This is a genomic window from Streptomyces sparsogenes (assembly GCF_001704635.1).
In the GTDB taxonomy this organism is placed as follows: Bacteria; Actinomycetota; Actinomycetes; order Streptomycetales; family Streptomycetaceae; genus Streptomyces; species Streptomyces sparsogenes.
Genome location: NZ_MAXF01000038.1, coordinates 67,520 through 92,072 on the forward strand (window position 1 = coordinate 67,520; position 24,553 = coordinate 92,072).

At 73.9% G+C, this 24,553-nt stretch carries 22 protein-coding genes; 6 read left to right on the plus strand and 16 right to left on the minus strand.

The genetic code is table 11. From position 1 onward, the window contains the following. Nucleotides 1-74: 74 nt before the first annotated feature. The 4 genes from BBH68_RS08300 to BBH68_RS08315 form a co-directional block, all read right to left on the minus strand. Entirely contained in the window at nucleotides 75-1,316 is a 1,242-nt protein-coding gene (locus tag BBH68_RS08300; RefSeq protein WP_065960251.1) for an SIS domain-containing protein, read from the minus strand. 61 nt (nucleotides 1,317-1,377) lie between these two features. Further along, the gene (locus tag BBH68_RS08305; protein WP_065960254.1) at nucleotides 1,378-1,560 is read right to left on the minus strand and encodes a Trm112 family protein; all 183 of its coding nucleotides are present in this window, start codon (nucleotides 1,558-1,560) and stop codon (nucleotides 1,378-1,380) included. 110 nt (nucleotides 1,561-1,670) lie between these two features. Continuing rightward, a complete protein-coding gene (locus BBH68_RS08310) occupies nucleotides 1,671-3,029 on the minus strand; it encodes a phosphomannomutase/phosphoglucomutase (RefSeq protein WP_065960255.1) in 1,359 nt (452 codons plus the stop codon). A 285-nt stretch (nucleotides 3,030-3,314) separates the two neighbouring features. Next, on the minus strand, nucleotides 3,315-3,749 hold the full coding sequence (locus tag BBH68_RS08315) for a DUF3499 domain-containing protein (protein WP_065960257.1): 435 nt from the start codon (nucleotides 3,747-3,749) through the stop codon (nucleotides 3,315-3,317). 304 nt (nucleotides 3,750-4,053) lie between these two features. Here BBH68_RS08315 and BBH68_RS08320 point away from each other — a divergent pair, with 304 nt between their 5' ends. Continuing rightward, nucleotides 4,054-4,509, plus strand: a complete 456-nt coding sequence (locus BBH68_RS08320) for a metallopeptidase family protein (RefSeq protein ID WP_079150869.1) — start codon at nucleotides 4,054-4,056, stop codon at nucleotides 4,507-4,509. 87 nt (nucleotides 4,510-4,596) lie between these two features. On the opposite strand, the gene BBH68_RS08325 is transcribed toward BBH68_RS08320, so the two are convergent. The 3 genes from BBH68_RS08325 to BBH68_RS08335 all read right to left on the minus strand — a co-directional run bounded on the left by BBH68_RS08325 (nucleotide 4,597) and on the right by BBH68_RS08335 (nucleotide 10,633). After that, the gene (locus tag BBH68_RS08325) at nucleotides 4,597-6,183 is read right to left on the minus strand and encodes a DUF5719 family protein (RefSeq protein ID WP_065960260.1); all 1,587 of its coding nucleotides are present in this window, start codon (nucleotides 6,181-6,183) and stop codon (nucleotides 4,597-4,599) included. Next, the gene (locus tag BBH68_RS08330; RefSeq protein WP_065960261.1) at nucleotides 6,180-10,169 is read right to left on the minus strand and encodes a glycosyltransferase family 2 protein; all 3,990 of its coding nucleotides are present in this window, start codon (nucleotides 10,167-10,169) and stop codon (nucleotides 6,180-6,182) included. Before BBH68_RS08330 ends, BBH68_RS08325 begins: the two co-directional genes overlap by 4 nt. Before the next feature lie 200 nt (nucleotides 10,170-10,369). Continuing rightward, a complete protein-coding gene (locus BBH68_RS08335) occupies nucleotides 10,370-10,633 on the minus strand; it encodes a WhiB family transcriptional regulator (RefSeq protein ID WP_004952403.1) in 264 nt (87 codons plus the stop codon). 629 nt (nucleotides 10,634-11,262) lie between these two features. Here BBH68_RS08335 and BBH68_RS08340 point away from each other — a divergent pair. The 3 genes from BBH68_RS08340 to BBH68_RS08350 are packed head-to-tail and all read left to right on the plus strand — an operon-like array spanning nucleotide 11,263 to nucleotide 14,243. Then, nucleotides 11,263-11,772, plus strand: coding sequence for a cysteine dioxygenase (locus BBH68_RS08340; protein WP_065960263.1), 510 nt, complete (start codon nucleotides 11,263-11,265; stop codon nucleotides 11,770-11,772). Nucleotides 11,773-11,784: 12 nt separating this feature from the next. Continuing rightward, complete coding sequence (gene cofD / locus BBH68_RS08345) at nucleotides 11,785-12,777, plus strand: 2-phospho-L-lactate transferase (protein WP_065960266.1); 993 nt, start codon at nucleotides 11,785-11,787, stop codon at nucleotides 12,775-12,777. Beyond that, nucleotides 12,774-14,243, plus strand: a complete 1,470-nt coding sequence (locus BBH68_RS08350; protein ID WP_065960267.1) for a coenzyme F420-0:L-glutamate ligase — start codon at nucleotides 12,774-12,776, stop codon at nucleotides 14,241-14,243. The genes cofD and BBH68_RS08350 overlap by 4 nt, the downstream gene beginning before the upstream one ends. Before the next feature lie 158 nt (nucleotides 14,244-14,401). On the opposite strand, the gene BBH68_RS08355 is transcribed toward BBH68_RS08350, so the two are convergent. The 5 genes from BBH68_RS08355 to BBH68_RS40530 all read right to left on the minus strand — a co-directional run bounded on the left by BBH68_RS08355 (nucleotide 14,402) and on the right by BBH68_RS40530 (nucleotide 17,823). Next, the gene (locus BBH68_RS08355) at nucleotides 14,402-14,992 is read right to left on the minus strand and encodes a cysteine hydrolase family protein (RefSeq protein WP_065960268.1); all 591 of its coding nucleotides are present in this window, start codon (nucleotides 14,990-14,992) and stop codon (nucleotides 14,402-14,404) included. Between the two features lie 103 nt (nucleotides 14,993-15,095). Further along, nucleotides 15,096-15,524, minus strand: a complete 429-nt coding sequence (locus BBH68_RS08360; protein ID WP_065960270.1) for a lasso peptide biosynthesis B2 protein — start codon at nucleotides 15,522-15,524, stop codon at nucleotides 15,096-15,098. Then, nucleotides 15,521-15,781, minus strand: coding sequence for a lasso peptide biosynthesis PqqD family chaperone (locus tag BBH68_RS08365; protein WP_065960273.1), 261 nt, complete (start codon nucleotides 15,779-15,781; stop codon nucleotides 15,521-15,523). The genes BBH68_RS08360 and BBH68_RS08365 overlap by 4 nt, the downstream gene beginning before the upstream one ends. 32 nt (nucleotides 15,782-15,813) lie before the next feature. Continuing rightward, nucleotides 15,814-17,634: an asparagine synthase-related protein gene (locus tag BBH68_RS08370; RefSeq protein WP_065960275.1), complete on the minus strand. Its 1,821-nt coding sequence runs from the start codon at nucleotides 17,632-17,634 to the stop codon at nucleotides 15,814-15,816. Nucleotides 17,635-17,673: 39 nt separating this feature from the next. Continuing rightward, entirely contained in the window at nucleotides 17,674-17,823 is a 150-nt protein-coding gene (locus BBH68_RS40530; RefSeq protein ID WP_141712969.1) for a keywimysin-related RiPP, read from the minus strand. A 325-nt stretch (nucleotides 17,824-18,148) separates the two neighbouring features. On the opposite strand from BBH68_RS40530, the gene BBH68_RS08375 reads away from it, so the two are divergent. Continuing rightward, nucleotides 18,149-18,808 carry an MSMEG_1061 family FMN-dependent PPOX-type flavoprotein gene (locus BBH68_RS08375; RefSeq protein WP_065960277.1) on the plus strand — a complete coding sequence of 220 codons (660 nt, stop codon included), beginning with the start codon at nucleotides 18,149-18,151 and terminating at the stop codon, nucleotides 18,806-18,808. Between the two features lie 43 nt (nucleotides 18,809-18,851). On the opposite strand, the gene BBH68_RS08380 is transcribed toward BBH68_RS08375, so the two are convergent. After that, entirely contained in the window at nucleotides 18,852-19,904 is a 1,053-nt protein-coding gene (locus BBH68_RS08380) for a WD40 repeat domain-containing protein (protein WP_245737958.1), read from the minus strand. A gap of 70 nt (nucleotides 19,905-19,974) precedes the next feature. Beyond that, a complete protein-coding gene (locus BBH68_RS08385) occupies nucleotides 19,975-20,622 on the minus strand; it encodes a DUF7691 family protein (protein WP_065960278.1) in 648 nt (215 codons plus the stop codon). Between the two features lie 87 nt (nucleotides 20,623-20,709). Here BBH68_RS08385 and BBH68_RS08390 point away from each other — a divergent pair, with 87 nt between their 5' ends. Next, nucleotides 20,710-21,540, plus strand: coding sequence for an isocitrate lyase/PEP mutase family protein (locus tag BBH68_RS08390; RefSeq protein ID WP_065960280.1), 831 nt, complete (start codon nucleotides 20,710-20,712; stop codon nucleotides 21,538-21,540). Here the strand turns inward: BBH68_RS08390 and BBH68_RS08395 are convergent. Together BBH68_RS08395 and sigJ are read right to left on the minus strand one after the other, a co-directional pair. Then, nucleotides 21,483-23,588, minus strand: coding sequence for an MMPL family transporter (locus tag BBH68_RS08395; protein WP_065960281.1), 2,106 nt, complete (start codon nucleotides 23,586-23,588; stop codon nucleotides 21,483-21,485). The genes BBH68_RS08390 and BBH68_RS08395 overlap by 58 nt on opposite strands. A 16-nt stretch (nucleotides 23,589-23,604) precedes the next feature. Next, nucleotides 23,605-24,507, minus strand: coding sequence for an RNA polymerase sigma factor SigJ (gene sigJ / locus BBH68_RS08400; protein WP_065960282.1), 903 nt, complete (start codon nucleotides 24,505-24,507; stop codon nucleotides 23,605-23,607). Nucleotides 24,508-24,553 lie beyond the last annotated feature (46 nt).

Here is a 24,553-nt window from a genome sequence, read left to right on the forward strand (position 1 = left end):
CGGTTCCTGACTGTACGGACGGGGGTCGACGGGAAGGCTTCTTCGAGGTGAGGGTTACGGACGGGGTTGCCCCGTCATGATCCCTCCGCCGAGGCGAGCGTCAGGTAAACGGCGGTGAAATCCGTGATGGCGAGGAGTTCCGCGGCGTTCTCCAGAGCGCTGCCCTGGCCCGGCCCCAGCTCGCTGAGCGCCGTGTCGTGGGCCAGCGCGAGTTCGCGGGCGGTCGGCACGGCCGAGAGCGCGCCCACCGGTTCGTCGTACAAGAGGACGACCCGGGCTCGTAGCGCCTCGGCCTCCTCCACCCGGTCGCGGAAGAAGTCGTCGGGGTCCGCGCCGCCCGCGAGCGTCCCGGACAGCAGCGTGCCGTGGGTGGCGAGGGCGCCGGGCAGCTCGGCGACGAGCGCGGGGCGCCCGGCGAGCAGCGCGAGCAGGCCCGCGAAGCGCCGCCCGGCGGCCGCCGCGACCGGCCCCTCGGTCCACAGCAGCGGCAGCGAGCCGGCGAGCTCGGCGGCGAGGGCCTTGGCGGGGTTGGTGTACGTGGCGATGCCCGGGCCGCAGCGCTCGGCCACCTGGTCCAGTCGGTCGGCCACCTGCTGGAGGGCGCTGGGCGGGGCGGCCACCAGGCCGATGCGGTCGGTGAGGGCCAGCAGCGGGGTGAGCAGCGCCCACAGGGTGCCGGGCAGGGCGGGCCCGGTCACCTCGGCCGCGGCCGTGCCCGTCGGTTCGGTGTGCTGCTCCGCGGCGTGGCGCGTCTGGGCCTGCTCCTGCGTCTGCGGCGCTCCGGCGGGGGCCGCCGTGTCGTACGGGGCCGCCGGGTCGTACGGGGAGGTGGCCAGCGGGAGGGTCAGCCCGCGCGCCTGCTCGACGGCGGCGGCCAGCGGGGAGCGCGCGGGCGCGACCGCCACGAGGGAGCAGCCCCGCCGGTACGCCTGCTCGACCAGCGGCGGCAGCCCCGGCTCGGCGCCGTCCGGGGTGACGAGCAGCAGCAGGTCCAGGGGGCCCGCCCAGCCGGGCAGCGTCCAGCGCAGCGCGCCCGGGGCGGGCGCCACGCCCGCCGGCGCGATCAGGCTGACCGGGAAGTTTCCGCCGCTGAGCGCGCCGAGCAGGTCGGCGGTGGTCGTTCCGGCCGCGCCCGGGCCGGCGACCAGGACCGCGCGCGGCCGCCCGTCCGGCTTGAGGTCGGCGACCCCCGCCTCGGCGGCGAACCGGGCGGCGGTGCGCACCCGGGCGCCGGACTCGGCGGCCCCGCGCAGCAGCCCACGGGTGTCGGCGCGGGCGAGGGCCTCCGGGGCGTCGAGGAGGGATTCGTCGAGCATGGTGCTTCGGCCTCCGATCGCCGTGGGCGGGGCGGTGCGGGAACTGCGCGGGACGCCGCCGTCAGGCCGGCCGGCGCGCCTCGTCGACGAGCAGCACGGGGATGTCGTCCCGGATCGGGTAGGCGAGGCCGCACCCCTCGCCCGTGCACACCAGCTCGGGCGTGTCCGGCCCCTGTTCCTCGCGCAGCGGCGCGTGGCACGCCGGGCAGGCGAGGATGTCCAGCAGACCGGCTTCGAGCGGCATGGGGCGTCGTCCCTTCGGTTTGGGTCCAGCGTGGTCAGCGTACCGCCGGGGAGGGAGGCGCGCGGCGGCGCGCCCCCCATGCCCCTTCTCTCTGGCGCGGGCGAGTTGTCTCAGGCGCGGACGAGGGCCAGGACCTCGTCGCGGACGCGGGTGACGGTGTCCTGGTCGCGTGCCTCCACGTTGAGGCGCAGCAGCGGCTCGGTGTTGGAGGGGCGGAGGTTGAACCACCAGTCGGCGGCCGTGACCGTCAGCCCGTCCATCTCGTCGAGCTCGACGCCGTCGCGCCCCTCGTAGGCGGCCTTGACCGCGGCCATGCGCCCGGTCTGGTCGTCCACGACGCTGTTGATCTCGCCGGAGGCGGCGTACCGGTCGTACTCGGCGACGAGCTGGGACAGCGGGCGGTCCTGCTCGCCGAGCGCGGCGAGGACGTGGAGGGCGGCCAGCATGCCGGTGTCGGCGTTCCAGAAGTCGCGGAAGTAGTAGTGGGCGGAGTGTTCGCCGCCGAAGATGGCGCCGGTGCGGGCCATCTCGGCCTTGATGAAGGAGTGGCCGACGCGGGTGCGGACGGGGGCGCCGCCGTGCTCCTTGACGACCTCGGGCACCGACCAGGAGGTGATGAGGTTGTGGATGACCGTCCCGCCCGGGTGCTTGGCCAGTTCGCGGGCGGCGACCAGGGCGGTGATCGCGGACGGGGAGACCGGTTCGCCGCGCTCGTCGACGACGAAGCAGCGGTCGGCGTCGCCGTCGAAGGCGAGGCCGATGTCGGCGCCGGTCTCGCGGACCCGCGCCTGGAGGTCGACGATGTTCTTGGGGTCGAGCGGGTTGGCCTCGTGGTTGGGGAAGGTGCCGTCCAGCTCGAAGTACATGGGGTCGAGCTCGATGGGGAGTCCGTCGAAGACGGTGGGGACGGTGTGGCCGCCCATGCCGTTGCCCGCGTCGACGACGGCCTTGAGGCGGCGGATGGAGCCGAGGTCCACGAGCGAGCGCAGGTGGGTGGCGTAGTCGGCGAGTACGTCGCGCTGGGTGATGGTGCCGCGCTCGGCGACCGGGTCGGGCGCGCCGCCGGCGGACCACTCCTCCACGAGGGCGCGGATCTCGGCGAGGCCGCTGTCCTGGCCGATGGGGGCGGCACCGGCGCGGCACATCTTGATGCCGTTGTACTGGGCGGGGTTGTGGCTGGCGGTGAACATCGCGCCGGGCAGGTCGAGGTGTCCGCTGGCGAAGTAGAGCTGGTCGGTGGAGCACAGCCCGATCTCGGTGACGTCGGCGCCGAGCGCGGCGGCCCCGGTCGCGAAGGCCCGCGACAGGCCCGGCGAGGAGGGCCGCATGTCATGGCCGACGACGATGGCACGCGCCCCGGTGACCCGGGCGAACGCGGCGCCGAACAGCTCGGCGAGCGGCTCGTTCAACTGGTCCGGGACCACACCGCGCACGTCGTACGCCTTCACGATCTGCGACAAGTCGGTCACAGCAGCCCCTTCTCGAGGTCTCTACTTCTGCGGGTGTTCTTCTGAGATCTGCTTCTGGCTGTCCGGGGCCTGTTCATGCGGGGCCCCGGGAACTCAAAGCTACCCGTATGACCTGGGGGGCAACTGTGAAGCCCGTCGCGCGGCGCGCTCAGGGCAGCATCCAGCCCGGGAGTGGGGCGCGGCTGAGGAGTCGAGCAGCCGTCAGGAGTCGGGCTCTGTCCAGGTGTTCGGCGCGGCTGAGGAGTCGACCGGAGCACCGTCGGGCGCGGCTCAGTCGGGCGGGGCTCAGGAGTCGGGCGAGCGCAGGACCCTCAGGTGGCCGCGCCGGGAGACCTCCCGGGCGTCGCCCTCCCGGCCGCCCTGGCCCGGGCCCGCCGGTCCGCCGGCGGCGCGCTCATGGGGGCGGGCCGCCTCGCGCACGGCGTTGGCGAGCGCCTCCAGGTCGTCCCCGCTGGGGCGCGGCGGGCCGGTGTCGACGGCGAGCCTGACGACCTCCCAGCCGCGCGGGGCGGTCAGCCGCTCGGAGTGCTCGGAGCACAGGTCGTAGCAGTGCGGCTCGGCATAGGTGGCGAGTGGCCCGAGGACCGCTGTCGAGTCCGCGTAGACGTACGTCAGCGTCGCGACGGCGGGGCGGCCGCACGCGGTGCGCGAACAGCGACGTACAGGGCTCACGACGTTGGACGGTACCGCACTCTTGAGCGGGCCGCGACGACTCTCCACCAGCTCACTCCGCCGTGTCGTCACGGTTCGCCCCGTGCGCCCCTTACGTGAACATCGCTGCTGACCAGCGCGGACTCCGCCCGGGACGGTGACCCGCGGGAACGAATCCGGTCACCGCTTGATCCGATATGGACCACTTTGCGAGAGAAAGCCACCCCTCGTGGCGACTGTTTTCGGACGGAAGCTTGTCTGAAATGTTCATTCGACGACTCTGAAGCAACACGGGAACGACAGAGGCGCGACATCGGACGCACTGTCCGGTAAGCGCGTGCCCATGGGCCGGTGACGGCTACCCTCGAGAGTGATGACCAGGCCCGTACCGCCCCACCAGTCCGAGCCGCGCCCCCGCCGCCGCGATCGGCACGGACGCGGAATGCGCGGCCCCCTCGCGCCACCGCAGGTGCCGCTCTCGGTCAGCCGGGCGGAGTCCTTCCAGGACCTCGTCCAGGACTCCGCGGAACGGCTGGAGAGACGCTGGCCACAGCTTTCCGCCGTCGACTTCGCCGTCCTCGAGGTGCCGGGCCCGGCCGCGCCCGGCGACCCGGACGGCTGGGACGGCGAGTCGGTGCCGCTCGGCCGGTTCATCGCCGCGCGCGGCGACACCCCGGACCGCATCGTGATCTACCGCCGCCCGGTCGAGATCCGCGCCAAGACCCGGGACGAGCGCGCGCTGCTCGTCCACGAGGTCGTCGTCGAGCAGGTCGCCGAGCTGCTCGGGCTCGCCCCCGAGCTGGTGGACCCCCGCTACGGGCAGGACTAGGCGCGCCCCGGGCCCCCGGTGAGTACGGGACGGCGGGTCGCCGTCCCGTACTCACCGCAACGTCACTGGCCCGTCCTCACCGCAACGTCACTGGCCGGCGTCGTTGAGCAGGGACAGGTCCTGGCGCGCCGCCGGGACCTCGACCGTGGCCCGGTCGTCGGGCAGCGCCTGGATCGTGAACATCGGGATGCCGCCCTGGGGCAGCGCCAGCATCCGCGACGCGTACACCGGCCCGCCCGAGATCCGCTCGACGGTCACGGCGTAGCCGCCCTTGCCCGAGGCCGGGTGCGGCGGCTCGGCGGCCACCGTGGTGCCGCCCTTGACCTCGATGGTCTTGCTGACGGGGCGGCCGCCCCCGCTCCCGGCCGAGGCGGTGACCCGCACCTTCGCCGACCCGTTCGGCGCCACCAGGGACAGCGTCGAGCCCTTGGCGCGGTTGTCGGCGGCGGTGGCGGTCCGCTCGATGCCGGTGGTCGCGGGGATGAAGGCCGTCTCCTGGTCCGGCCCCTTGCCGCGCGTCACCCGCAGCGCGGCCACGACCGGGGCGGCCGTGCCCTTCCCGCCCTCCGCGGTGAGCACCAGGGAGCCCGCCTCGCCCTTGGTGAGGTCCCCGAAGTCCACCCACGCCGTCATTCCGCTCTTGACGTGCAGCGACTCATGCCCGGCCGGGGTGATCGCGCTGTTGCGCCCGGCCAGCCGCACCTTGAGGTCCGCGTCGTTCGCACCGGGCGCGTGGACGACCAGGCGGACCGAGGTCGCGTCCGCCGGGATGCCGGGCAGCACCACGCTGGTGGACGGCTCGGCCGAGGCCGGGAGCCAGTCGCTGCCGAACGTCTGGTCCACCGCCTGCACGGTCGCGCCGACCCGGCCCGAGCGCGCCGACACCCTGAGGGTCGCGTCGGCCGCCTCGGCGTCGGTCAGGGTGGACAGCAGCACCGGAACGGTGGACCGGCCGGGGACGGTGATCGCCTCGTCGGTCGAGGGTTTGAGCCGGCCCTCCTCGCCATACAGCTTGAGGTCCACCTCGGCCGCGCTGTCGTCCGGGTTGGTCAGGTGCACATAGTCCTGGCGGTCCTTGGCGGTGCTGATGCCGGGAAACCAGAAGTTCGTGTCGGGCGCGGCGCAGGCGGTGCCCAGCAGGCCGCGGCCGGTGCCCGCGTCCACCGTGGTGGTCTGCTGCACGGTCCAGCCGGGGGCGAGGCTCCCGTCGGCGGTGCCGATGAGCGCGGGGGCGTCCGAGCGGTCCGTCTCGGTGGTGACCGGCTTCCCCGGCTCCTTCAGGGGCACGACGGGCTCGCCCGCCTTGTCGCTCCCGCCCTTCTGAGCGCCCTTCCGGTCGCTCTTCTCACCGCTCTTCTCCCCGCCCTTCGGCCCGCTCGCGGGCTCGTCGTCCGGGGCCTGGGCGGGCAGCAGCCCGGCGGTGGCCTTCTTCGCGCCGTCGCCGGTGCCCTCGCCGTTGCCGGTGGGTGTGTAGGCGGTGTAGGTGGTGCTGCCGACCTCCGAGGACGTGGGGGGCGGGCACAGCAGCGTGGACCGCTCGACGGGCAGCCGCCTGGCCGCCTTCGCCACCGGCTGCGCCGGGCCCTCGGACGACCCCGCGGTCAGCGAGGCGACGCCGGTGACGGCGGCGAGCGCCGTGGCGGCGCCGATCAGGGACAGGGTGGTGCGGTTCATCGCTGCTGCTCGCTCCCGTCGCGGCGGGCCTCGGGCTCGGCGCCGCCGTACGTCGTGTCGCCCTGCGGGGGGTACGTGCCGTCGGCGTAGGGCTGCTGCTGGTCGTAGGCGTACGGGTCGGCGTAGTGGCCGCCCGCGTACGGGTCCGCGGGGTACTGGCCCTGCCCGTACTGCCCCTCGGCGTACTGGCCTTGGGCGTACGGGTCCTGGGCGTACTGGCCTTGCGCGTACGGGTCCTGGCCGTACTGGCCCTGGGCGTAGGGATCCTGCGCGTACGCGTCCTGGCTGTACGGGGCCTGGGCACCCTGGGCGCCCTCACCCTGCGCGGCCGGGTCCTGGGCGGCGTGATCCTGGGCGGCCTGGTAGCCGACGCCCGCGTAGTCACCGTCCTGGTACTGGCCCTGGTACTGGCCCGCCTGGTACTGGTCGTAGCCCGCGCCCGCGTACGGCTGGGACTGGGACTGGGGCTGGGACTGGGACTGGGCGTCCCACTCGCCGTACTGCTGCTGCCCCGGCACCGCCGCGTACGGCCGCTCCTCGGCGGCCGCGCCCTCCGGCGGCGCCGGGGCCTCGCCCGGCGCCTCGGGGGCGGGCGCGTCGGCCGCCCGCTCCTCGGGCGCCCCCGGCTCGGCCTGGGCCGCCGCCTCGGCGGCGGCCCGCAGCCGGCGGGCCCGGCGCCCGTCGCCGGCCAGGTCCTGGGCCGCGACCGCCGCGCGCGGCTCCTCCGGCAGGTCGTCGTCGACCGTACGGCGGCGGCCCGGCAGCGCCAGTACCACCAGGACCAGCGCGAGCAGCCCCTGGGCCCACACCCAGGCGGTGTGCCCGAGGGGGGTGTCGTAGGTCAGGTCCAGCCGACCGCCGTTCGCCGGGAGCTCGAAGCCCTGCGCCCAGCCGTCCACGGTCGTCGCCTTCAGCGGCTTGCCGTCGAGCGTGGCCTGCCAGCCGGGCGTCGCCCGGTCGGCGATCCGCAGCACCCGCCCGGCCGGGCCCTCGGGGATGGTGGTGTGCGCCTCGACGGGCCCGGCGGCGACGTTCACCGGCTCGGCGCCGGCCGCCGCGCCGCCCTGCCCGCCCTCCGGCGCGCCGGGGACGATGGTGACCCGCGAGATCCGCCGGTCGACCCGCCACAGGGCGCTGCCGCCCTCCTGGCTGAGCCGGGTGAGCCCCGGGGTGACGTCCAGCACCCGGCCCACCTGGCGCGCCGCGCTGTCGCGGACCAGCACGAACCGGATGGCGTAGCCGCCGAGCTGGCTGGTCTGGTCGGCGCCGGAGCCCGCGATCAGGTTGGCCACGACCTTGTCGAGCCGGCTGTCGCCGCCGGCCGCGCCGGCCAGCTCGGCGTCGCCGAGCCGGGCGCCCGAGCCGCGCACCAGGACGTAGTCCGCCCGGGCGGCGTCGCCGTCGAGGACCAGGGTGCGGGCCTGGTCGCGGACGCCGCTCTCGGCCGCCACGAAGGCCGGGACCTGCTCGGGGTCACGCCGCCCGAGCGGCCCGTCGGCGCCGCTCAGCATCCAGCTCGCGGCGGCCCACAGGGGCGCGGCGGCCGAGGCGGCGGCGATCAGCAGCGCGACCGGCTGGCGCCAGCCGAAGCTCTGCGCCGCGACGCGCTCCCGCGCGCCCTCGGCGCCCACCACCCCGGCGCTCAGCAGCGCCAGGCCGTAGACGAGGGTCGCGGGCCCGGCCCAGCCGGAGCCATTGGCAAGCGCCGCGAAGAGGAAGCCGGTGAGCGCCACGGCCCAGGCGGTACCGACCGCGAGCCGCCGCTCGCCGCGCATCAGGGCGGCGAGCGCGGCCAGCACGAAGCCGAGCAGCAGGAGCGTTCCGCCGCCCTTGGGGCCGCCGGGGCTCAGCGCGAGCAGGTCCAGCGCGGACGCGGAGCCGGTGGCGTAGTCGAGACCGGCCTCGTCCAGGAACCGGCCCGGGTCGGTCAGCAGGTCGATGGACCAGGGCGCGAGCACGGCGAGCGGGGTGAGCACGACCGCGAGGAAGCGCAGCCCGTACGCGGTCAGCTGCTCGGCGCGGCTCTGGGCGAACCGCACCCCGAGCACCCCGACGCCCAGGACCAGGGCGATCGGCCAGACGACGGGGGTGAAGGCCATGGTGAAGGTCAGCAGCAGCGCGTACGCCCAGGTGGCGCGCCAGCTCGGCCGCTCGCCGCCGCGCGCCCGCTCGCCGAGCTGGAAGCCGCTCGCGGCGACCGCGGCGCGGGCCATCAGCGGCAGCAGCACGGCGAGCACCGCGGTGCCCAGCCGGCCGCTCGCCAGCGCCCCGGTCGCGGCCGGCAGGAAGGCGTAGGCGACGCTTCCCCAGGCGCGCAGCAGCCGGGACTCGACGAGCGGCCGGGAGGCGAAGTAGGCGGTGAAGCCGGCCAGCGGCACCGAGCAGACCAGCAGCAGGGTGAGCGTGAACCCGGTGCTGCCCAGGAAGAGCGTGGCGACCGACGCGAGCACCGCCAGATACGGCGGCGCGCTCTGCGTCCCGCCGATCCCCACCGGATGCCAGCCGTCCAGGTAGTGCGCCCACAGGTCGGAGACCTCGCCGGGCGCGGGCAGCAGCGCGCCGCCCGCCAGCGCCCCGCCGCCGAGCAGATCGCGGCAGGCGACGAGCGAGACGAGCAGCAGCACGGCGAAGAGCATCGGCCCGGGTCTGCGCGCGATCCGCTTCAGCCGGGCGAACTGCTCGACCTCCAGGAAGTCGGCGTCCTCGTCGCCCGGCCCGGACTCCACGGCCCCGTGCCGGCCGCCGGAGGACAGCTCGGGCTCCGAGCGCCCGCCGAAGTGGCTCGCGACCTGCTCGACGGTGGCCCGTACGGTGGCGCCTGGCGGCGGGAACAGCGGCCGCAGCTCGTCCTTCTCGACCGCCGGCCGCCCGCGGCGCTTGCGCGCGGCGAGGATCTTCTCGGGGCGCAGCAGGGTGCCGAAGAGCCCGGCGACCTCGTCCAGCGCCTGCCCGGGCACCTTGCCCACCAGATAGGCGAGGGTGCGCAGCAGGGTGCTGAGGATCAGCCGGGGCAGGACGTACGGGAGCGCCGCGCCGCGGCTGTTGGCGAGCAGGGTGTAGACGGCGCCGGCCTTGTCGACACGGTGCGGCCCGGCGACTGAGCGGCCCACGCAGTCGATGGGGCGACGCTCGCGGGCGGCGGCCTCGGCGTGGCGGAGCGCGGCGTCCGGCGCGACCAGCACCTGGTGGCCGGCGGCCTGGGCGCGCCAGCACAGGTCCACGTCGTCGCGCATGAGGGGCAGCCGGGGGTCGAAGCCGCCGAGCTCCTCCCACACGTCGCGGCGCACCAGCATGCCGGCGGTGGAGACCGCCAGCACGGGCCGCACCTGGTCGTGCTGGCCCTGGTCCTGCTCGCGGCGCTCCAGGCCGGTCCAGCGGCGGCCGCTGCGGGCGATGCTGACGCCGACTTCGAGCAGCTGCCGGCTGTCGTACCAGCTGCGCAGCTTGGGGCCGACGATCGCGGCGCGCGGGTGGTCGTCGGCGACCCGCAGCAGCTCGGCGAGGGCGTCGGGGGCGGGGGCGCAGTCGTCGTGCAGCAGCCACAGCCATTGGACGGGCTCGCCGTGGGGCAGCTCCGGCATGTCGTACGCGTCGTCGCGCCAGGTGCGGTTGACGGGGTCCCAGCCGCTGGGGCGCTTGAGGTAGGGCAGCTCGTCGGGGCCCAGGACCTCGGCGTTGCGGACCGCCTCGGCGACGGCCGTGCCGAAGCCGCTGCGGCGGGCGAGGTGGAGCACGCGGTCGGGGCCGAGGGCGTCGGCCAGCAGCTGCGCCGAGTCGTCGGCGCTGCCGGTGTCGGCGGCGACGACGCTCTGGACGGGCCGCTCCTGGCCGAGCAGCCCGGTCAGCGCGTCGGGCAGCCAGCGGGCGCCGTCGTGGGCGACGAGCACGGCGGTGACGACATGGCGGGGGAACGCCGGTGGTTCGGCGGGCGCAAACGCGGCGTGTGCGGCCGGGTGTTGGGCCGCCGGGTGGCTGTGCACGGACATCGAGGTACGGGCCCCGGTTCGCTGGACTGCGGTGGACGCGCGCGACCTTGGCGGCGCCCGCGCGTCTCGGACGGGGCCCCACACTAACGGCTGTCACACAGCGGTCCGCCTCCCGGCGCCGGGGCGCGGGAGGCGGACCGCGGGTTCCGGGTCTGGTATGGCGGGTGTCCGGTCTGGTGAGCGTCCGGCGTGACGGGGGGTCAGACGGCGGCCTTCTTCAGCCGACGGCGCTCGCGCTCGGAGAGGCCGCCCCAGATGCCGAAGCGTTCGTCGTTGGCGAGGGCGTACTCGAGGCATTCGGAGCGGACCTCGCAGGCGAGGCAGACCTTCTTCGCCTCACGGGTGGATCCGCCCTTTTCCGGGAAGAACGACTCGGGATCGGTCTGGGCGCACAGCGCGCGCTCCTGCCAGCCGAGCTCCTCGTCCGCCTCTTCGACCAGCAGTTGCTGGAACAACTCGGTCATGTGCGCCCCTCGTCAGTCATCGCGTCCCCGTGTCCGCTGCCGTCGGTCCATCGGCAAAACGACACGAGTGAAATTACAAGTGCGCCGATCCGGGCCAGTCAAGCCGAGATCTGCTATTGAGCCCCTTATTCACTCTGCGGAACCAAGGCGACGCAGAAAGTGTTCAAATCAGCCTAAAGCCGACACCTTCCCCGACCGTCACCCCTGTCCCTTCTCCTGCTCACAGAGGAGGACGCCATGCACGCCGATCCCGTTGCACCCCGGTGGGACTCCGGGTGCCGCTCCTTGTGACCCGATTCCGGTCCGCGCAAACCTTTCCGCCGCCCGGGCCACCGGATGGGGTGACACCTCGCCCAGCATCCGGACGGTCAAGTTGACACGGGGGGCGACGACCCGGTCTCCTTGTCCGCATGTCAGTGACCCCCACGCCCCAGCCGACCCGTGACCACGGGTTCCGCTGCGCCGTGCAGGCTCGCTGTCGCTGTTCCAGCTGTTGATGCCTGTCGACGCCCCTGAGCTCCAGCCATCTCGCACAGCCGCCGCTCTCATGACGGTCTGCCTCTTCTCGCAGCCGGCTCCCGCGGCCGTACCCGCGCCCGCCACGCACCTTCCGCCGAGGAACCCCCCATATGAACAGCGACGTCCAGATCGCCGGTGACCCCCTCGCCATCCCGCATCTGCTGCCGCCCGCACCCGCGCACCCGACCACCGTCTCCGCCTTCGCCGGGCTGGCCCGCTCCCTCGCGGCCGACCGCGCCGGCTGGGCGCCCCTGATCCAGTACGACGCCACCAGCCGCTGGTACCACCGGCTGCGCACCGGGCCCGGCTACGAGGTGTGGCTGCTCAGCTGGGTCCCCGGCCAGGGCAGCGGGGCCCACGACCACGGCGCCTCCTCGGGGGTGCTGACCGTCCTGGAGGGCGAGCTGACCGAGCGGGTGGGGCACGGCGGGCGGCACACCCTCAGGGCCGGCGCGCAGCGCGTCTTCGCGCCCGGCTATGTCCACGACGTCGTCAACGACTCGCTCGAACCGGCCGTCAGCCTGCACATCTACTTCCCCGGGCTGACCGACATGCCGATGCACCCGTCGCAGGACGCGGTGCGCGAGCAGGCGGAGCGCCTCGATGTCATCGGCGGCTGACACTATGTCCCCATGCGCATTGTGGTTCTGGCAGGCGGTATCGGCGGCGCCCGTTTCCTCCGCGGTCTGAAGTCGGCGGCGCCGGACGCCGACATCACCGTCATCGGGAACACCGGCGACGACATCCACCTCTTCGGGCTCAAGGTCTGCCCCGACCTCGACACGGTGATGTACACCCTCGGGGGCGGCATCCACGAGGAACAGGGCTGGGGCCGGGCCGGCGAGACCTTCGCCGTCAAGGAGGAGCTGGCGGCGTACGGCGTCGGGCCCGAGTGGTTCGGGCTCGGCGACCGGGACTTCGCCACGCACATCGTCCGGACCCAGATGATCGGCGCGGGCTATCCGCTGAGCGCCGTCACCGAGGCCCTGTGCGCGCGCTGGCAGCCCGGCGTGCGGCTGCTGCCGATGACCGACGACCGGGTCGAGACGCATGTGCTGATCGACGACCCCGAGGCGGGGGGCGCCGAGGGGGCGGCCGAAGGGCGCGCCCCGCGCAAGGCCGTGCACTTCCAGGAGTACTGGGTCCGGCTGCGCGCCTCCGTGCCCGCCCACGCCGTCATCCCCGTCGGCGCCGAGCAGGCCAAGCCCGCGCCCGGGGTGCTGGACGCCATCGCCGGGGCCGACGTGATCCTCTTCCCGCCCTCCAACCCCGTCGTCAGCGTCGGCACCATCCTCGCCGTGCCCGGCATCCGGGAGGCCATCGCCGAGGCCGGGGTGCCCGTGGTCGGGCTGTCCCCCATCGTCGGCGACGCGCCCGTGCGCGGCATGGCCGACAAGGTGCTCGCCGCCGTGGGCGTGGAGTCCACCGCCGCGGCCGTCGCCCGCCACTACGGCTCCGGGCTGCTCGACGGCTGGCTCGTGGACACGGTGGACGCCGCCGCCGTGAGCGAGGTCGAGGCCGCCGGGATCCGCTGCCGCGCCGTCCCGCTGATGATGACCGATGTCGCGGCCACGGCCCGGATGGCCACCGAGGCCCTGACGCTGGCCGAGGAGGTACGGACATGACGGAGGCCGTCACCGGCGCCCCGGCCTACCGGGCCTGGGCGCTCCCCGGCATCCCCGAGGTGCGCCCCGGCGACGACCTCGCCAAGCTCATCGCCGCCGCCGCGACCGCCGAGGGCCTGCCCGGGCTCGCGGACGGCGATGTCCTGCTCGTCACCTCCAAGATCGTCAGCAAGGCGGAGGGGCGGATCGTCAAGGCCGCGGACCGCGAGGCCGCCATAGACGCCGAGGCCGTCCGGGTCGTCGCCCGGCGCGGGCGCACCCGCATCGTGGAGACCCGGCACGGCCTGGTGATGGCCGCGGCCGGGGTCGACGCCTCCAACACCCCCGCCGGCACCGTCCTGTTGCTCCCCGAGGACCCCGACGCCTCCGCGCGGCGGATCCGGGACGGGCTGCGGGACGCGCTCGGGATCGAGCTGGGGGTGGTGGTCACCGACACCTTCGGTCGGCCGTGGCGCAGCGGGGTCACCGACGTCGCCATCGGCGCGGCGGGGGTGCGGGTCCTGGAGGACCTGCGCGGCGGCACCGACGCCCACGGCAACCCGCTGAGCGCCACCGTCGTCGCCACGGCCGACGAGCTGGCGGCGGCGGGCGACCTGGTCAAGGGCAAGGCGGGCGGGCTGCCGGTGGCGGTGGTCCGCGGGCTGCCGCAGGTCGTACGGGCGGCCGGCGCGGCGGAGGCCGACACCGCCGGCGGCACGGGCAGCGCCGAGGGCCCGGACGGGCAGGGTGGCCAGGACGGCCAGGACGACGCCGGGAGGTTCGAAGGCCCCGAGAGCTTCGAAGGCTCCGAGAGCGTCGAGGGCCCCGACCTGGGCGCCCGGCCGCTGATCCGCCCGGCCGCCGACGACATGTTCCGGCTCGGCACCTCCGAGGCCGTCCGGGAGGCCGTCACGCTGCGCCGTACGGTGCGCGAGTTCACCGACGAGCCCGTGGACGGCGACGCGGTGCGCCGGGCCGTGGCCGCCGCGGTCACCGCCCCCGCCCCGCACCACACCACGCCCTGGCGGTTCGTGCTGCTGGAGTCCGCCGAGTCGCGGCTGCGGCTGCTCGACGCGATGCGCGAGGCGTGGATCGCGGACCTGCGCGGCGACGGCTTCTCCGAGGCGAGCATCGCCAAGCGGGTCCGGCGCGGGGACGTGCTGCGCAAGGCGCCGTACCTGGTGGTGCCCTGCCTGGTCACGGACGGGGCGCACCCCTACCCGGACCCCCGGCGGAGCGCGGCCGAGCGCGAGATGTTCGTGGTCGCGGCGGGCGCCGGGGTGCAGAACCTGCTGGTCGCGCTGGCGGGCGAGGGGCTGGGGTCGGCGTGGGTCTCCTCGACGATGTTCTGCCGCCCCGTCGTACGCGAGGTGCTGGGGCTGCCCGAGGAGTGGGACCCGATGGGCGCGGTCGCGGTGGGCCGCCCGGCGGCCCCGCCCTCGCCCCGGCCGGCGAGGGACGCGGACGCGTTCCTGGTGGTGCGCTAGGGCCTCTCGTTTGGATCACGCCGGGCTCGCGGGCCCTGGCACCGCGCCTCGCGGCGTTGTCGTCGGTTGCCATGGCTCCGCCATGGCGCCCTCCTCCGCCTTGCGATGCCCGGCACCAGACCCCGCTCCCTGATCCGGCCTGATCCAAACGAAAGACCCTAGCCCTCGCGCCGGCCCTTGCCCACCCCTTGAGGGGCGATCGCCCCCAGCCAGTCGTCGACGGTGACGACATCCGCCCACTGCGGGAACAGCCGCTCCACGAGGGCCCGGTGCAGCTCCGGGTCGGGGTCCAGGCAGGCGTCGGAGAGGACGGTGAGGTCGAAGTCCAGGTCGTTCGCCTGGCACAGGGTGGACAGCACCACAGCGCTGGTGGCGATGCCGGTGAGCACGAGGCTGTCGATACCGCGCGCCCGCAGGACCACATCGAGATCGCTGCCCGAGAACGCGCTCGCCCGCCTCTTGGTGACCACCACGTCGCCCGGGCGGGGCGCGACGTCGGGATGGATCTCGGTGCCCGGTGCGCCCTCGACGTAGAGGCCGGCCTGTGCGATGGCGGTGAGGGCCCTGTTGCGCGTGCCGACTTCCGGGAAGCCGGGGCGTAGCGCGATGACCACGTAGATCACCGGGATGTCCGCCGCCCGGGCCCCGTCGATCGCCCTGCGCAGGCGTGGCAGATATCCGGAGCCGTCCTCGTCGACGATGTCCACGACGGCCTGTTGGACGTCCATCACAAGAAGGGCGCTGCTCATGTCATCTCCAGGTGCGAAGTCGGCTCCGCGGTGAGACGGGCCGAGGTCTGATGCCCCTGGAACGCGCACGGCCGGAGAGGATAATCCCCCGCTTCGGGCACTCCTAGGGGGCGCCCTCCGCCGGGACCGAGAACAGGGGGCGGAAGTAGGAAGGGTCGGCCTTCTCCTCGACCATGCGGCCCTCGGCCTCCACCCACGCGTGGGCGCCGAAGGGCAGGCGGGCCCGTACCCCCACCGTCCAGGTGGGCCAGGTGCCGCGCGCCCGGCACAGCAGGACGATCGCCAGGGAGCGGGGCAGGCACCCCTCGTCCCCGGCGCAGCGGAGGCTGACGGCCACCACGGCCTCGCGGGCGGCGCGGGCCTCCGCGTAGGTGGCCGGGCGGGCGCCCTTGCGCAGGCGGGCGAGGAGGGCGCGGGTGCGGGCCGGCGGCTTGGCGGCGAGGCGGCGGGCGACGGCCACGGCGAGCAGCACCTGCAGCCGGCGGCCCGGGGAGAGCCGGACCTCCGTCCGGTGGGGTACGACCGAACTCACGCCTCCCGCACCACCTTCGCCTGCCGGAGGTCGGCCATCAGCTGCTCCACGTCGGCGCGGGCGCGTGGCTCGTCGACGTCGTAGACGGCCATCAGCCGCTCGGCGGTCTCCTGCACCGTGCTGCCGTCGACCAGGGCGCGGAAGGCGAGGGAGGCGGTCGGGTTGAGCTGCCAGTAGCGGCCGTCCCTGCCGTCCAGCAGGACCGTGCCGTAGTCGGTGTCCACCGTTGAGACGTCGGGGTGCAGTGTCCAGGTCATGGTTGTCTCCTGCCTCGGGTCCGGTGGCGGGCTCAGGGGTGGGTGGCGGCGGCCGGCCGGGGGGCCGTGGCCCTCGCCCACAGTTCACAGCTGAGCGCGGACTGCGGCGCACCTCGGTGGAGGCTGTCGGTGTAGGGCCGGTCGAACAGCTCGCGCAGCGGTCCGGGGTCGATCAGGCCCAGGGCGGCCAGGTGGGAGCCGTCCCACAGTTCCGCGAGGTCCCGCCGGTGCTCTTCGAAGCCCTCGGCGACGAGCGTGGTGCCGTCGCCCTTGTCCCGCCGGGTCAGCACCCCCGGCGGCATGACGTCCGCCATGGCCGCCTTGATGAGGGGCTTGAACTCCCAGGGGGTGACGCGCTCCTCGGGCCGGACGGCCAGGCATGCCTCGATGACCTGGTCGTCGAGGAAGGGCGAGGTGTGGCTGAAGTCCTGGGTCTCGGTCAGTTGGTGGCACTGGCGGACGAGCCGCCCGGCGTCGTGGATGGCCAGCAGGTCGTTGTGCCGCCCCCGCGTCGGCGCGAGCGGCTCGACCGCCGCGGCCGCCTCCCGCAGGGTGCGGGCCACCAGGTCCCTGGCGTCCGGGGTGAGCCATCCGGGCAGGCGCGGGAAGTGGCCCCAGTCGGACAGCGGGTTCGGGGCGCGCCGGACGCGGCCGTGGGCCCGGTCCGCGAACCAGCGGCGGTAGGAGCGGCCGTCCAGCAGGCCCCGGGCCTCGACGCCCAGGCTGCTGCGGCGCAGTTGGGTCAGCACTCTCAGGCGCTGGGCGGCCAGCAGCGGCCGGTGGCGCAACAGGTCGTGTTGATAGGCCGGGTGCCCGCGCAGCAGTTGGTCGCCACCGAGCCCGTCGAGGTGCAGCCGCGAGCCGTGCGCGACGGCCCGCTGCCGTATGGCGCGCAGCCGGGGCCCGCTCAGCAGGGCGATGGACGGCTCGTCGGGAACGCCGTCCAGGCCCATGAGGCCGCCGAAGAACGGCGGCAGCTCGCGGTTGGAGTAGACGATGTGGTTGAGGTCCGGCAGGCCGGCGGCGGCCTGCCTGGCCCACTCGACGTCCTCGTCGGCCTGGTCGTCGTTCTCCATGGTGAACGTGGTGAGCGAGGGCCGGTACCGGGCGGCCAGCAGGGCGACGCTGGTGGAGTCCATGCCGCCGGAGAGGTCCGCGCTGACGGGCTCGGTGCCGTCGGCGCGCACCCGTACGGCGTCGTCCAGCGCCCGGCGCAGCAGCCGGCCGCCCTCGGCCAGGGAACGCACCGGCTCGGGGGCCTGCCACCAGCGGGTGACCCGCGGCCGCCGGCCGTCGGCGGGCAGCGTCAGGTACGAGCCCGGGGGCACTGCGGAGACCCCGCGCCACGGCGGCAGGTCGCCCAGGGGGTGCGGCAGCGCGTCCAGGGTGCGCAGGGCGAGCAGGGCCGGGTCGAGCGCGGCGTCCAGGACGGCCGCCAGGACGTCCGCGCGGTCCGCGGCGACGGTGAGGGCGCCGAGCCGGCCGTGGAAGATCCGGCGCAGTCCGGAGGCGGTGCCCTGCACGCGCAGGCGGCCCCGCACGGAGGCGACGAGGTGGTAGCTGCCGGCCCACGCCAGGCCCAGCCGGTCGAGGTCGGTCACCTCGTCGATACGGGCGGCCGCGGCGGCGAGTTCGTCAGGGGTCGCCGAGCAGTGGCCGATCACGGCGAGCCGGGTGTCGCCCCGTTCGGCCACCAGGGCCCGGCCTTCGGCCAGCCGGCCGGCCACACAGGGCCGGCCGGACCGGTGCCTCAGCAGGATGCGCACGCCGTCCGTCGGGAGCCGGCCGATGGCGGCCGCCGCGCCCTCGTCATCCGGCAGCGCGACGAAGTACTGCCAACCGGCATCGACCATGTCAATGTCCTTACGGGGTGTGCCGCATCAGCGTCGGCCTCAGGTGAGCCTGTCGTAGAAGTGGATAATGTTCTCGTAGCCGGTCAGACCGAAGTAGCCGGTGTCCTCCTGAAAGGAGCCGCACTCGACCATCTTGGGGGCTTCATAGGTCTGGAGCTCGCTGGTCTCCTGGAATTCGTCGCCCTGCATCACAGTTCACCTCCCCGTTGACTGGTATGACCGCTCAGGGCGGAAACGCGTTCCGATGCGGAAGGTTTCACGGACGCCGGGATGACTCCCAACCGACCGATATACGAGGGGATTTGACATTCCCTCGCCGCCCTGGGCCTGATCGACAGGGAATCACGCGGCTCACCCCGAATTCAAGATCCACGATCAACCGTCCTGCCATGAATAATCCGGAATGCTCCCTCTTACTTTCGGCCCGGCCACCCCTGACTTCACCCCCGCTCAGAGAACCGGAATTCACCGATCAAGATCAATGGCAGGTCGGTCGGCCCATTAGGGTCGGGGTATGACGCCAACTCTCGCCGGCAGTGCCTTCGACTCGCTCCGCCACGACGCCGTGCCCGACCAGGAGACGCTGCGCCGGGCCTACGCGCTCCCCAGCGACGCGGCCGTACGCAAGCAGATGACCGAGCTCACCGACCAGACCAAGCGGTTGATCGGATGCTCATCGCTGGTCCTGGTCGCCAGCGTGGACGCCGAGGGCAACTGCGACGTCTCCCCGCGCGGCGGCCCCGCCGGGTTCGTCGCCGTCCTGGACGACCGGACGGTGGCGATACCGGACGCGACCGGCAACAAGCGGCTGGACACCCTGCAGAACGTCGTCGCCACCGGCCGGGCCGGGCTGCTGTTCGTCATCCCCGGGCGCACCACGACGCTCAGGGTGAACGGCCGGGCCTGCGTCTCCACCCGCCCCGAGCTGCTGTCGCAGCTGACCCCCGTGGGCAAGCCGCCGGCCAGCGCGCTGGTGCTGGGGATCGAGGAGGTCTACCCGCACTGCCCCAAGTCGCTCCTGCGCAGCGGGGCCTGGAAGCCGGAAGAGTGGCTGCCGGCGGACGCCCAGCCGACCTCGGCCGAGGTGACCCTGGCCCAGCTGCGGATGCCGGAGCTGACGATCGCCGACATCGAGCAGGCGGAGGCGGAATCGCTCAAGTACCGGTACGAATAAAGACTACCGAAACGAGTAGAACGGCGGCACGCGGGCGCTTCGATCACAGCTTGCGCACGATGATGCGGCCGGTGTCGCCGCCGGAGGCGAGGAGCGTGCCGTCCGCTGAGATCCTGACCGTACGGGTGCGCCCCGTGCCCCCGCCCCGGTCGCCCGGGCGGCGCGCGAAGGCGGGATCACCGCGGCGGGTGACGGCGTCGACGACGTCGGTGTCGCCCCGGCGGCCGATGGCCAGGGTGGAGCCGTCGGGCGAGTACGCCCAGCCGTAGCAGGTGGCCCAGCGGTCGCTGAGGAACGGGTGCGGAAAGTGCCAGACGAGTTCGCCGGTCTCCAGGGAGAAAGCGCCCGGGCCCGCGGCGGAATCGGTGGTGGCGACGAGCAGTGTGTCGGCCGGGTCGAAGCCGATCGTATGGGGCTTGTGGTCCATCGGGATACGGCGCAGGACCGTATCCCGGTCGATGTCCCAGATCTCGACCTCGGTGACCTCGGGATCGTCCTCCTTGTACCGGGACCCCTTGGAGAAGCACAGCCCCAGGAGCTTCCCGGACGGGGAAAGCGCGCCCGCCCAGCAGCCCGTCGAGGGCCTTTTCGTGGACGTCGCGAACACGTTGTTCCCGTCCTGGTCGAGTATTCGGACCCGGTCACCGGCGTCGAAGAGCAGCAGCCGCCGCCGGGCCGCGTCCCAGGCGGGACGGAGGCGGAAAGGGTTGTGCGCGGCGTCCTTGAACTCCCGGTATTCGGCGAGCATTCGGGTGTGCCCGCTTGCCGGATCGAACAGGCGCGTTTCCCCATTGAGCGCGTAGACGATGTGCTCGCCGGCGGCGTCGAAGTGCACGGCGTGCACGAATGTCTGCGTCTCGCCCGGTGGCTCCGCGTGGATCAGCCGGCGGTGTCCGGTGCCGACGTCGATCAGGTGGAGCTCGGCGCCGTAGGCATCCCCCAGCATGGTCCCGACGACGAGGGTCCGGCCGTCCGGAGACAGGTCGAACGCGTCGGCGGAGCACTGGTTGGGGACCTCCACATCGAGCACGACGGCGCCGCGCGCCGACCCGGCGGCGTCGGCCGGCGGCCTCGTCGTTGGGTCCAGGCTGGTCATGGCCGGTGAATCTACACACAGGCGCCGACACGGCCCCGGCACGCGGACCAGCTCGGTGCGGGGCGTGAGGTCAGCCCTGGACGCAGAAGACGAGCAGGTCCATGGTGTGGCCGTACTTCAGGGCGGTCTGCCACTCCTCGTGCTCCACGTCGAGCTTGTCGGCGAGGAGTTTGGCGTCAAGGGAGAAGCGGTGGTCCAGGCGGTTGAGCACGGCCTTGTAGGCGTCGGCGACGGCCTTGGCCTTGGCGAGGGGGAGGTAGCCGATGGCCGGGTAGCCGTCCGTGGGGCTCGGGACGGGGTACGGGAGCAGGTCGGGGAAGTCCGCGAACAGGTAACTGGTCGGCAGGAGGTCGGCGGGGACGCCCAGAGTGCGGAGTTCCTCGTCCATGAGCCCGAAGCAGGTGGATGGTTTGGAATACACGCCCATGTCGACGGGGTCGGATCCGGTGCACTCGAGGACGGCCATCAGCGCGGCGTAGTACGCGTAGCCGACGGACGCGCCCTCCGCGTCCGCCCGGCCCGCGATGAGGTGTTCCAGGGCCTCGGGGACGGTGAGGCCCCAGTCGATGCCCTGGTGGTCGATGCGGTGCTGGTGGGCCCGTGCCCACTCGCGCATGGTGTCGAGGATCTCCTCCTGCTGGGCGGTGTACTCGCCGCCCCGCACATAGCCGAGGACCCGGCTCAGGGTGACCGTCTTCATGGTGATCACGTGGCTCATGCGGCCATGTTCGCAAGCCCTGTCGACACCCCGGTCTCCGGGGACGGTTCGGGCGGCGCCGAACCGTTCCGGCCCTAGCGTCGGGCCATGACGCACACGACGCACACCCGGCGCACCCGCCCGCTGACGGCCTTCGCCCAACTGCACCACCGGACCGCCCCGCTGCTGCTGCCCAACGCCTGGGACCACGCCTCCGCCGCCGCCCTGGCGGCACAGGGCTTCCCGGCGATCGGCACCACGAGCCTGGGTGTGGCGGCGGCCGCCGGCCTGCCGGACGGGGCGGCCGCGACGGCCGACGCGACCTTGACCCTGGCGCGCCGGCTCGGGCGGGGCTCCTTCCTGTTCACCGTCGACGCCGAAGGGGGCTTCAGCGACGACCCGGCGGACGTGGCCGGGCTGGCCCGGGAGCTGTACGACGCGGGCGCCGCCGGGATCAATCTGGAGGACGGCCGCCCGGACGGCACCCTCGCCCCGGTCGAGCTGCACGCCGCGAAGATCACCGCCGTCAAGGCCGCCGTGCCCGCGCTGTTCGTGAACGCCCGCACCGACACCCACTGGCTCGGACGCCAGGAGGAGGAGGAGACGGCTTCGCGCCTCGCGGTCTACGAACAGGCCGGCGCGGACGGAGTGTTCGTGCCGGGACTGTCGGATCCTGAGGGGATCGCCGCACTGACGGCCACCCTCGCCGTCCCGCTGAACATCCTGTACACGCCGGCCGGGCCCACGCTCGCCGAGCTGGCCGCGCTGGGCGTGCGCAGGGTCAGCCTGGGCTCGCTGCTCTACCGTGCGGCCCTGACGGCGGCCGTGAACTGCGCCACGGCCATCCGCGACGGCCGGTCGGCGGACCTGGCGGCCCTGTCCTACGCCGAGGTGCAGACGCTGGGGGCGTCCGACGGGACGGCGCGGGGATCGGGGTGACGCCTGAACAGTGCGCCGGGCCACCACATCCACCGCCCCACGTCCAGGGTCAGCGCGGTGACCAGCACGGAGCGGACGATCACGGTGTCCAGCAGCACGCCGAACGCCACCGCGAACCCGAGCTCGGCCGCGAACACCAGCGGCAGGGAGGCCATCGCCGCGAAGGTGCCGGCCAGCACCAGACCCGCTGAGGTGATCACGGATCCGGTGGCGGACAGGCCGTTCAGCGCGCCGCGCCGGGTGCCGTGCGCCAGTGTCTCCTCGCGGACCCGGGTGACCAGGAAGATGTTGTAGTCGATGCCCAGGGCGACCAGGAACACGAAGGTCAGGAGCGGGAAGGAGGCTTCCGCGCCGGCGAAGTGGAACACGTGGTCGAACATCAGGGCGCTCACCCCGAGGGCGGCTCCGAACGACAGCACCACCGTGGCCATGAGCAGCAGGGGCGCGACGATCGCCCGCAGCAGCACCACGAGGATGAGGAACACCATGAGCAGCACGACGGGGATGATCACCGCGGAGTCGCGGGCGGCCGCCTCCTGGGTGTCGAGAGCGATCGCCGTGTTCCCGCCGACCTGGGCGTCCGCGCCCTCGATCCCGTGGACCGCGGTTCTGGCCTGCTCGACGGTGCGCATCGCGGCCGTGCTGCCGGGAGGGTCCTCCAGCTCCCCGAGCAGGAGGGCCTCGCCGTCCCTGACCATCGGCGCCCTGACCCCGGCAACTCCCGGGACGTCGGACAGCGCGGCCTTCACCCGCCGCGCCGAGGCGGCCTCGGCCACGACGTAGAGGGGGTCGCCCGACCCGGCCGGGAAGTGCCTGGATTGGATGTCCTCACCGACGGCCATCTGCGGCTTGCCGGTGAACTGGTCCTTGTTGGAGAGTCCGTCGGCCTTGAGCCCGAACGCCCCGAGCGCCATGGCGCCGAGGACGAGCGCGGTGCCGATCCACACGGTCCGCGGCCGGTGGGAGACGGCGGTGCCGACCCGGGCCCAGATGCCCTCCCCGGCCGCCCCGGCCGATCCGTACGCCGGCTTCACCGGCCAGAAGATCCACCGGCCGCAGATGACCAGCAGGGCCGGCATCAGGGTGACCATGGCGAGCAGCCCGACGAGGACGCCGACGGCGCAGGCCGGCCCCAGGCCCTTGGTGGAGTTGAGGGTGGCCAGCATCAGCAGCATCAGGCTGACCGCGACGGTCGCGGCGCTGGCGATGATCGCGGGGCCGGTGCGCCGCAGGGCCTCGGCCATCGCCTCGTGCCGGTCCTCGTGCCGCCGCAGTTCCTCCCGGTACCGCGAGGTGAGCAGCAGCGCGTAGTCGGTGGCGGCGCCGAACACCAGCACGGTCAGTATGAAGCTGCTCTGTTTGTTGACGGTGAGTCCGGCGTTCTTCGCCAGCAGGTAGATCACCGCTTCCGAGGTGACCAGGGCGGTGCCCGCGGTCAGCAGCGGCAGCAGGGGCAGCACGGGGCTGCGGTAGGTGAGCAGCAGGATCACGACCACCACCGAGGCGGTGATCGCGGTCAGGCCCCCTCCCCCGCCGAAGGCCTTGATCGAGTCGGCTGCGTGGCCGGCCGGCCCGGTGACGTGGAACCCGAGCCCGCCCGCGTTCTCCTCGCCGATCTCGGCCATCGCGTCGACGACCTTGCCGATCCCTTCCCAGCCCTTCTTGTCCTTGTGGACCTGGACCACGGTCTGGATGGCCTTGCCGTCCCGGGACTTCGAGGGGCCCTGCGGCTGCCCCACGACGTTGTCGATGCCGGTGAAGGCTTCCGCGTCGGCCCGGGCTTCGGCCATGTCGGCGGCGGTGACGCCCTCGGGCCGGTCGTAGATCACGATCGCGGGCAGCGTGTCGGCGAGCCGGAATCTCTCGGCCCGCTCGACGATCCTGGTCGACTCCGCGTCACCGGGCAGCCAGGCCGAGTTGTCGTTCTCCTCGACGTCGCCGAGCCTGCCGGCCAGCATGAAGGCCGGGACCAGCAGGGCCGCCCAGAGGGCGAGGACGACCCACTTCGCCACCCTGCCGCTGGGCAGGGAAGCCCACTTCCGCACCATGGGGATCCCCCGGTTCTCAGTTGACGTGAGCGAGCTTGTCGGGATTGGCGACGGCGTAGATCCCGCACACCTGGTCGCCGTCCGGGGTGAGGTCGAGGACGAGGACGGCGTACGGGGTGTCGCCCGCGAGCAGCAGCGCCGACGGGTCGCCGTTGACCCTGCGGTAGGCGATCCGCAGGCCCTTGCCCGAGCGGGGGGCGAGACCGGCGAGCAGGCGGGCGACCTTGTCCCGGCCGTGAAGCGGCCGCAGACCCCCCGCCGCCTTGCCTCCGCCGTCCCCCCACAAGGTCACCTCCGGCGACAGGATCCGCAGCAGGGCGTCCAGGTCCCCGCCGAGCGCGGCGGCCATGAACCGCTCGGTCACCTCCCGCCGGACCCGCGGGTCGGGCTCGTAGCGGGGGCGCCGGGCGTGGACGTGCTCGCGGGCGCGATGGGCGAGCTGGCGGATCGCCGAGGGGCTGCGGCCGAGGATGTCCGCGATCTCGGTGTGGGCGTAGCCGAACACCTCGTGCAGGACGAACACCCCGCGTTCCAGCGGGGTGAGGGTTTCCAGGACCACCAGCAGCGCCATCGACACCGACTCGGCGCGCAGGGCCGCCTCGGCGGCGTCGTCGGGGGCGGGGGTGTCGGCGAGGGGGCCGACCAGCGGTTCGGGCAGCCATGGCCCGATGTACGTTTCCCGGCGGCGGCTGATGGCGTCCCGGTGGGCAAGGGCCCGGTTGACCGCGATCCGCACCAGATAGGCGCGCGGGTTCTCGATCCGCTCCGCGCCCGCCGCCTGGTTCCTGGCCGCCCATGACAGCCAGGTCTCCTGCAGTACGTCCTCGGTGTCGGCGACGCTGCCGAGCATGTTGTAGACGAGGGAGAACAGCAGCTCACGGTGGTCGTGGAACGCCTGTTCCGGCGGGGTGTCGGACATCGGGCCTCCTGTCGGGGTCGCTTCTGAGAGCGACCCGGGCACCCGG

Coding starts and splice junctions, on each gene's coding strand:
- BBH68_RS08300 (WP_065960251.1), bottom strand. CDS start 1,316: ATGCTCGACGAATCCCTCCTCGACGCCCCGGAGGCCCTCGCCCGCGCC.
- BBH68_RS08305 (WP_065960254.1), bottom strand. CDS start 1,560: ATGCCGCTCGAAGCCGGTCTGCTGGACATCCTCGCCTGCCCGGCGTGC.
- BBH68_RS08320 (WP_079150869.1), top strand. CDS start 4,054: ATGACCAGGCCCGTACCGCCCCACCAGTCCGAGCCGCGCCCCCGCCGC.
- BBH68_RS08325 (WP_065960260.1), bottom strand. CDS start 6,183: ATGAACCGCACCACCCTGTCCCTGATCGGCGCCGCCACGGCGCTCGCC.
- BBH68_RS08330 (WP_065960261.1), bottom strand. CDS start 10,169: ATGTCCGTGCACAGCCACCCGGCGGCCCAACACCCGGCCGCACACGCC.
- BBH68_RS08335 (WP_004952403.1), bottom strand. CDS start 10,633: ATGACCGAGTTGTTCCAGCAACTGCTGGTCGAAGAGGCGGACGAGGAG.
- BBH68_RS08340 (WP_065960263.1), top strand. CDS start 11,263: ATGAACAGCGACGTCCAGATCGCCGGTGACCCCCTCGCCATCCCGCAT.
- cofD (WP_065960266.1), top strand. CDS start 11,785: ATGCGCATTGTGGTTCTGGCAGGCGGTATCGGCGGCGCCCGTTTCCTC.
- BBH68_RS08350 (WP_065960267.1), top strand. CDS start 12,774: ATGACGGAGGCCGTCACCGGCGCCCCGGCCTACCGGGCCTGGGCGCTC.
- BBH68_RS08355 (WP_065960268.1), bottom strand. CDS start 14,992: ATGAGCAGCGCCCTTCTTGTGATGGACGTCCAACAGGCCGTCGTGGAC.
- BBH68_RS08365 (WP_065960273.1), bottom strand. CDS start 15,781: ATGACCTGGACACTGCACCCCGACGTCTCAACGGTGGACACCGACTAC.
- BBH68_RS08370 (WP_065960275.1), bottom strand. CDS start 17,634: ATGGTCGATGCCGGTTGGCAGTACTTCGTCGCGCTGCCGGATGACGAG.
- BBH68_RS40530 (WP_141712969.1), bottom strand. CDS start 17,823: ATGCAGGGCGACGAATTCCAGGAGACCAGCGAGCTCCAGACCTATGAA.
- BBH68_RS08375 (WP_065960277.1), top strand. CDS start 18,149: ATGACGCCAACTCTCGCCGGCAGTGCCTTCGACTCGCTCCGCCACGAC.
- BBH68_RS08380 (WP_245737958.1), bottom strand. CDS start 19,904: ATGACCAGCCTGGACCCAACGACGAGGCCGCCGGCCGACGCCGCCGGG.
- BBH68_RS08385 (WP_065960278.1), bottom strand. CDS start 20,622: ATGAGCCACGTGATCACCATGAAGACGGTCACCCTGAGCCGGGTCCTC.
- BBH68_RS08390 (WP_065960280.1), top strand. CDS start 20,710: ATGACGCACACGACGCACACCCGGCGCACCCGCCCGCTGACGGCCTTC.
- BBH68_RS08395 (WP_065960281.1), bottom strand. CDS start 23,588: ATGGTGCGGAAGTGGGCTTCCCTGCCCAGCGGCAGGGTGGCGAAGTGG.
- sigJ (WP_065960282.1), bottom strand. CDS start 24,507: ATGTCCGACACCCCGCCGGAACAGGCGTTCCACGACCACCGTGAGCTG.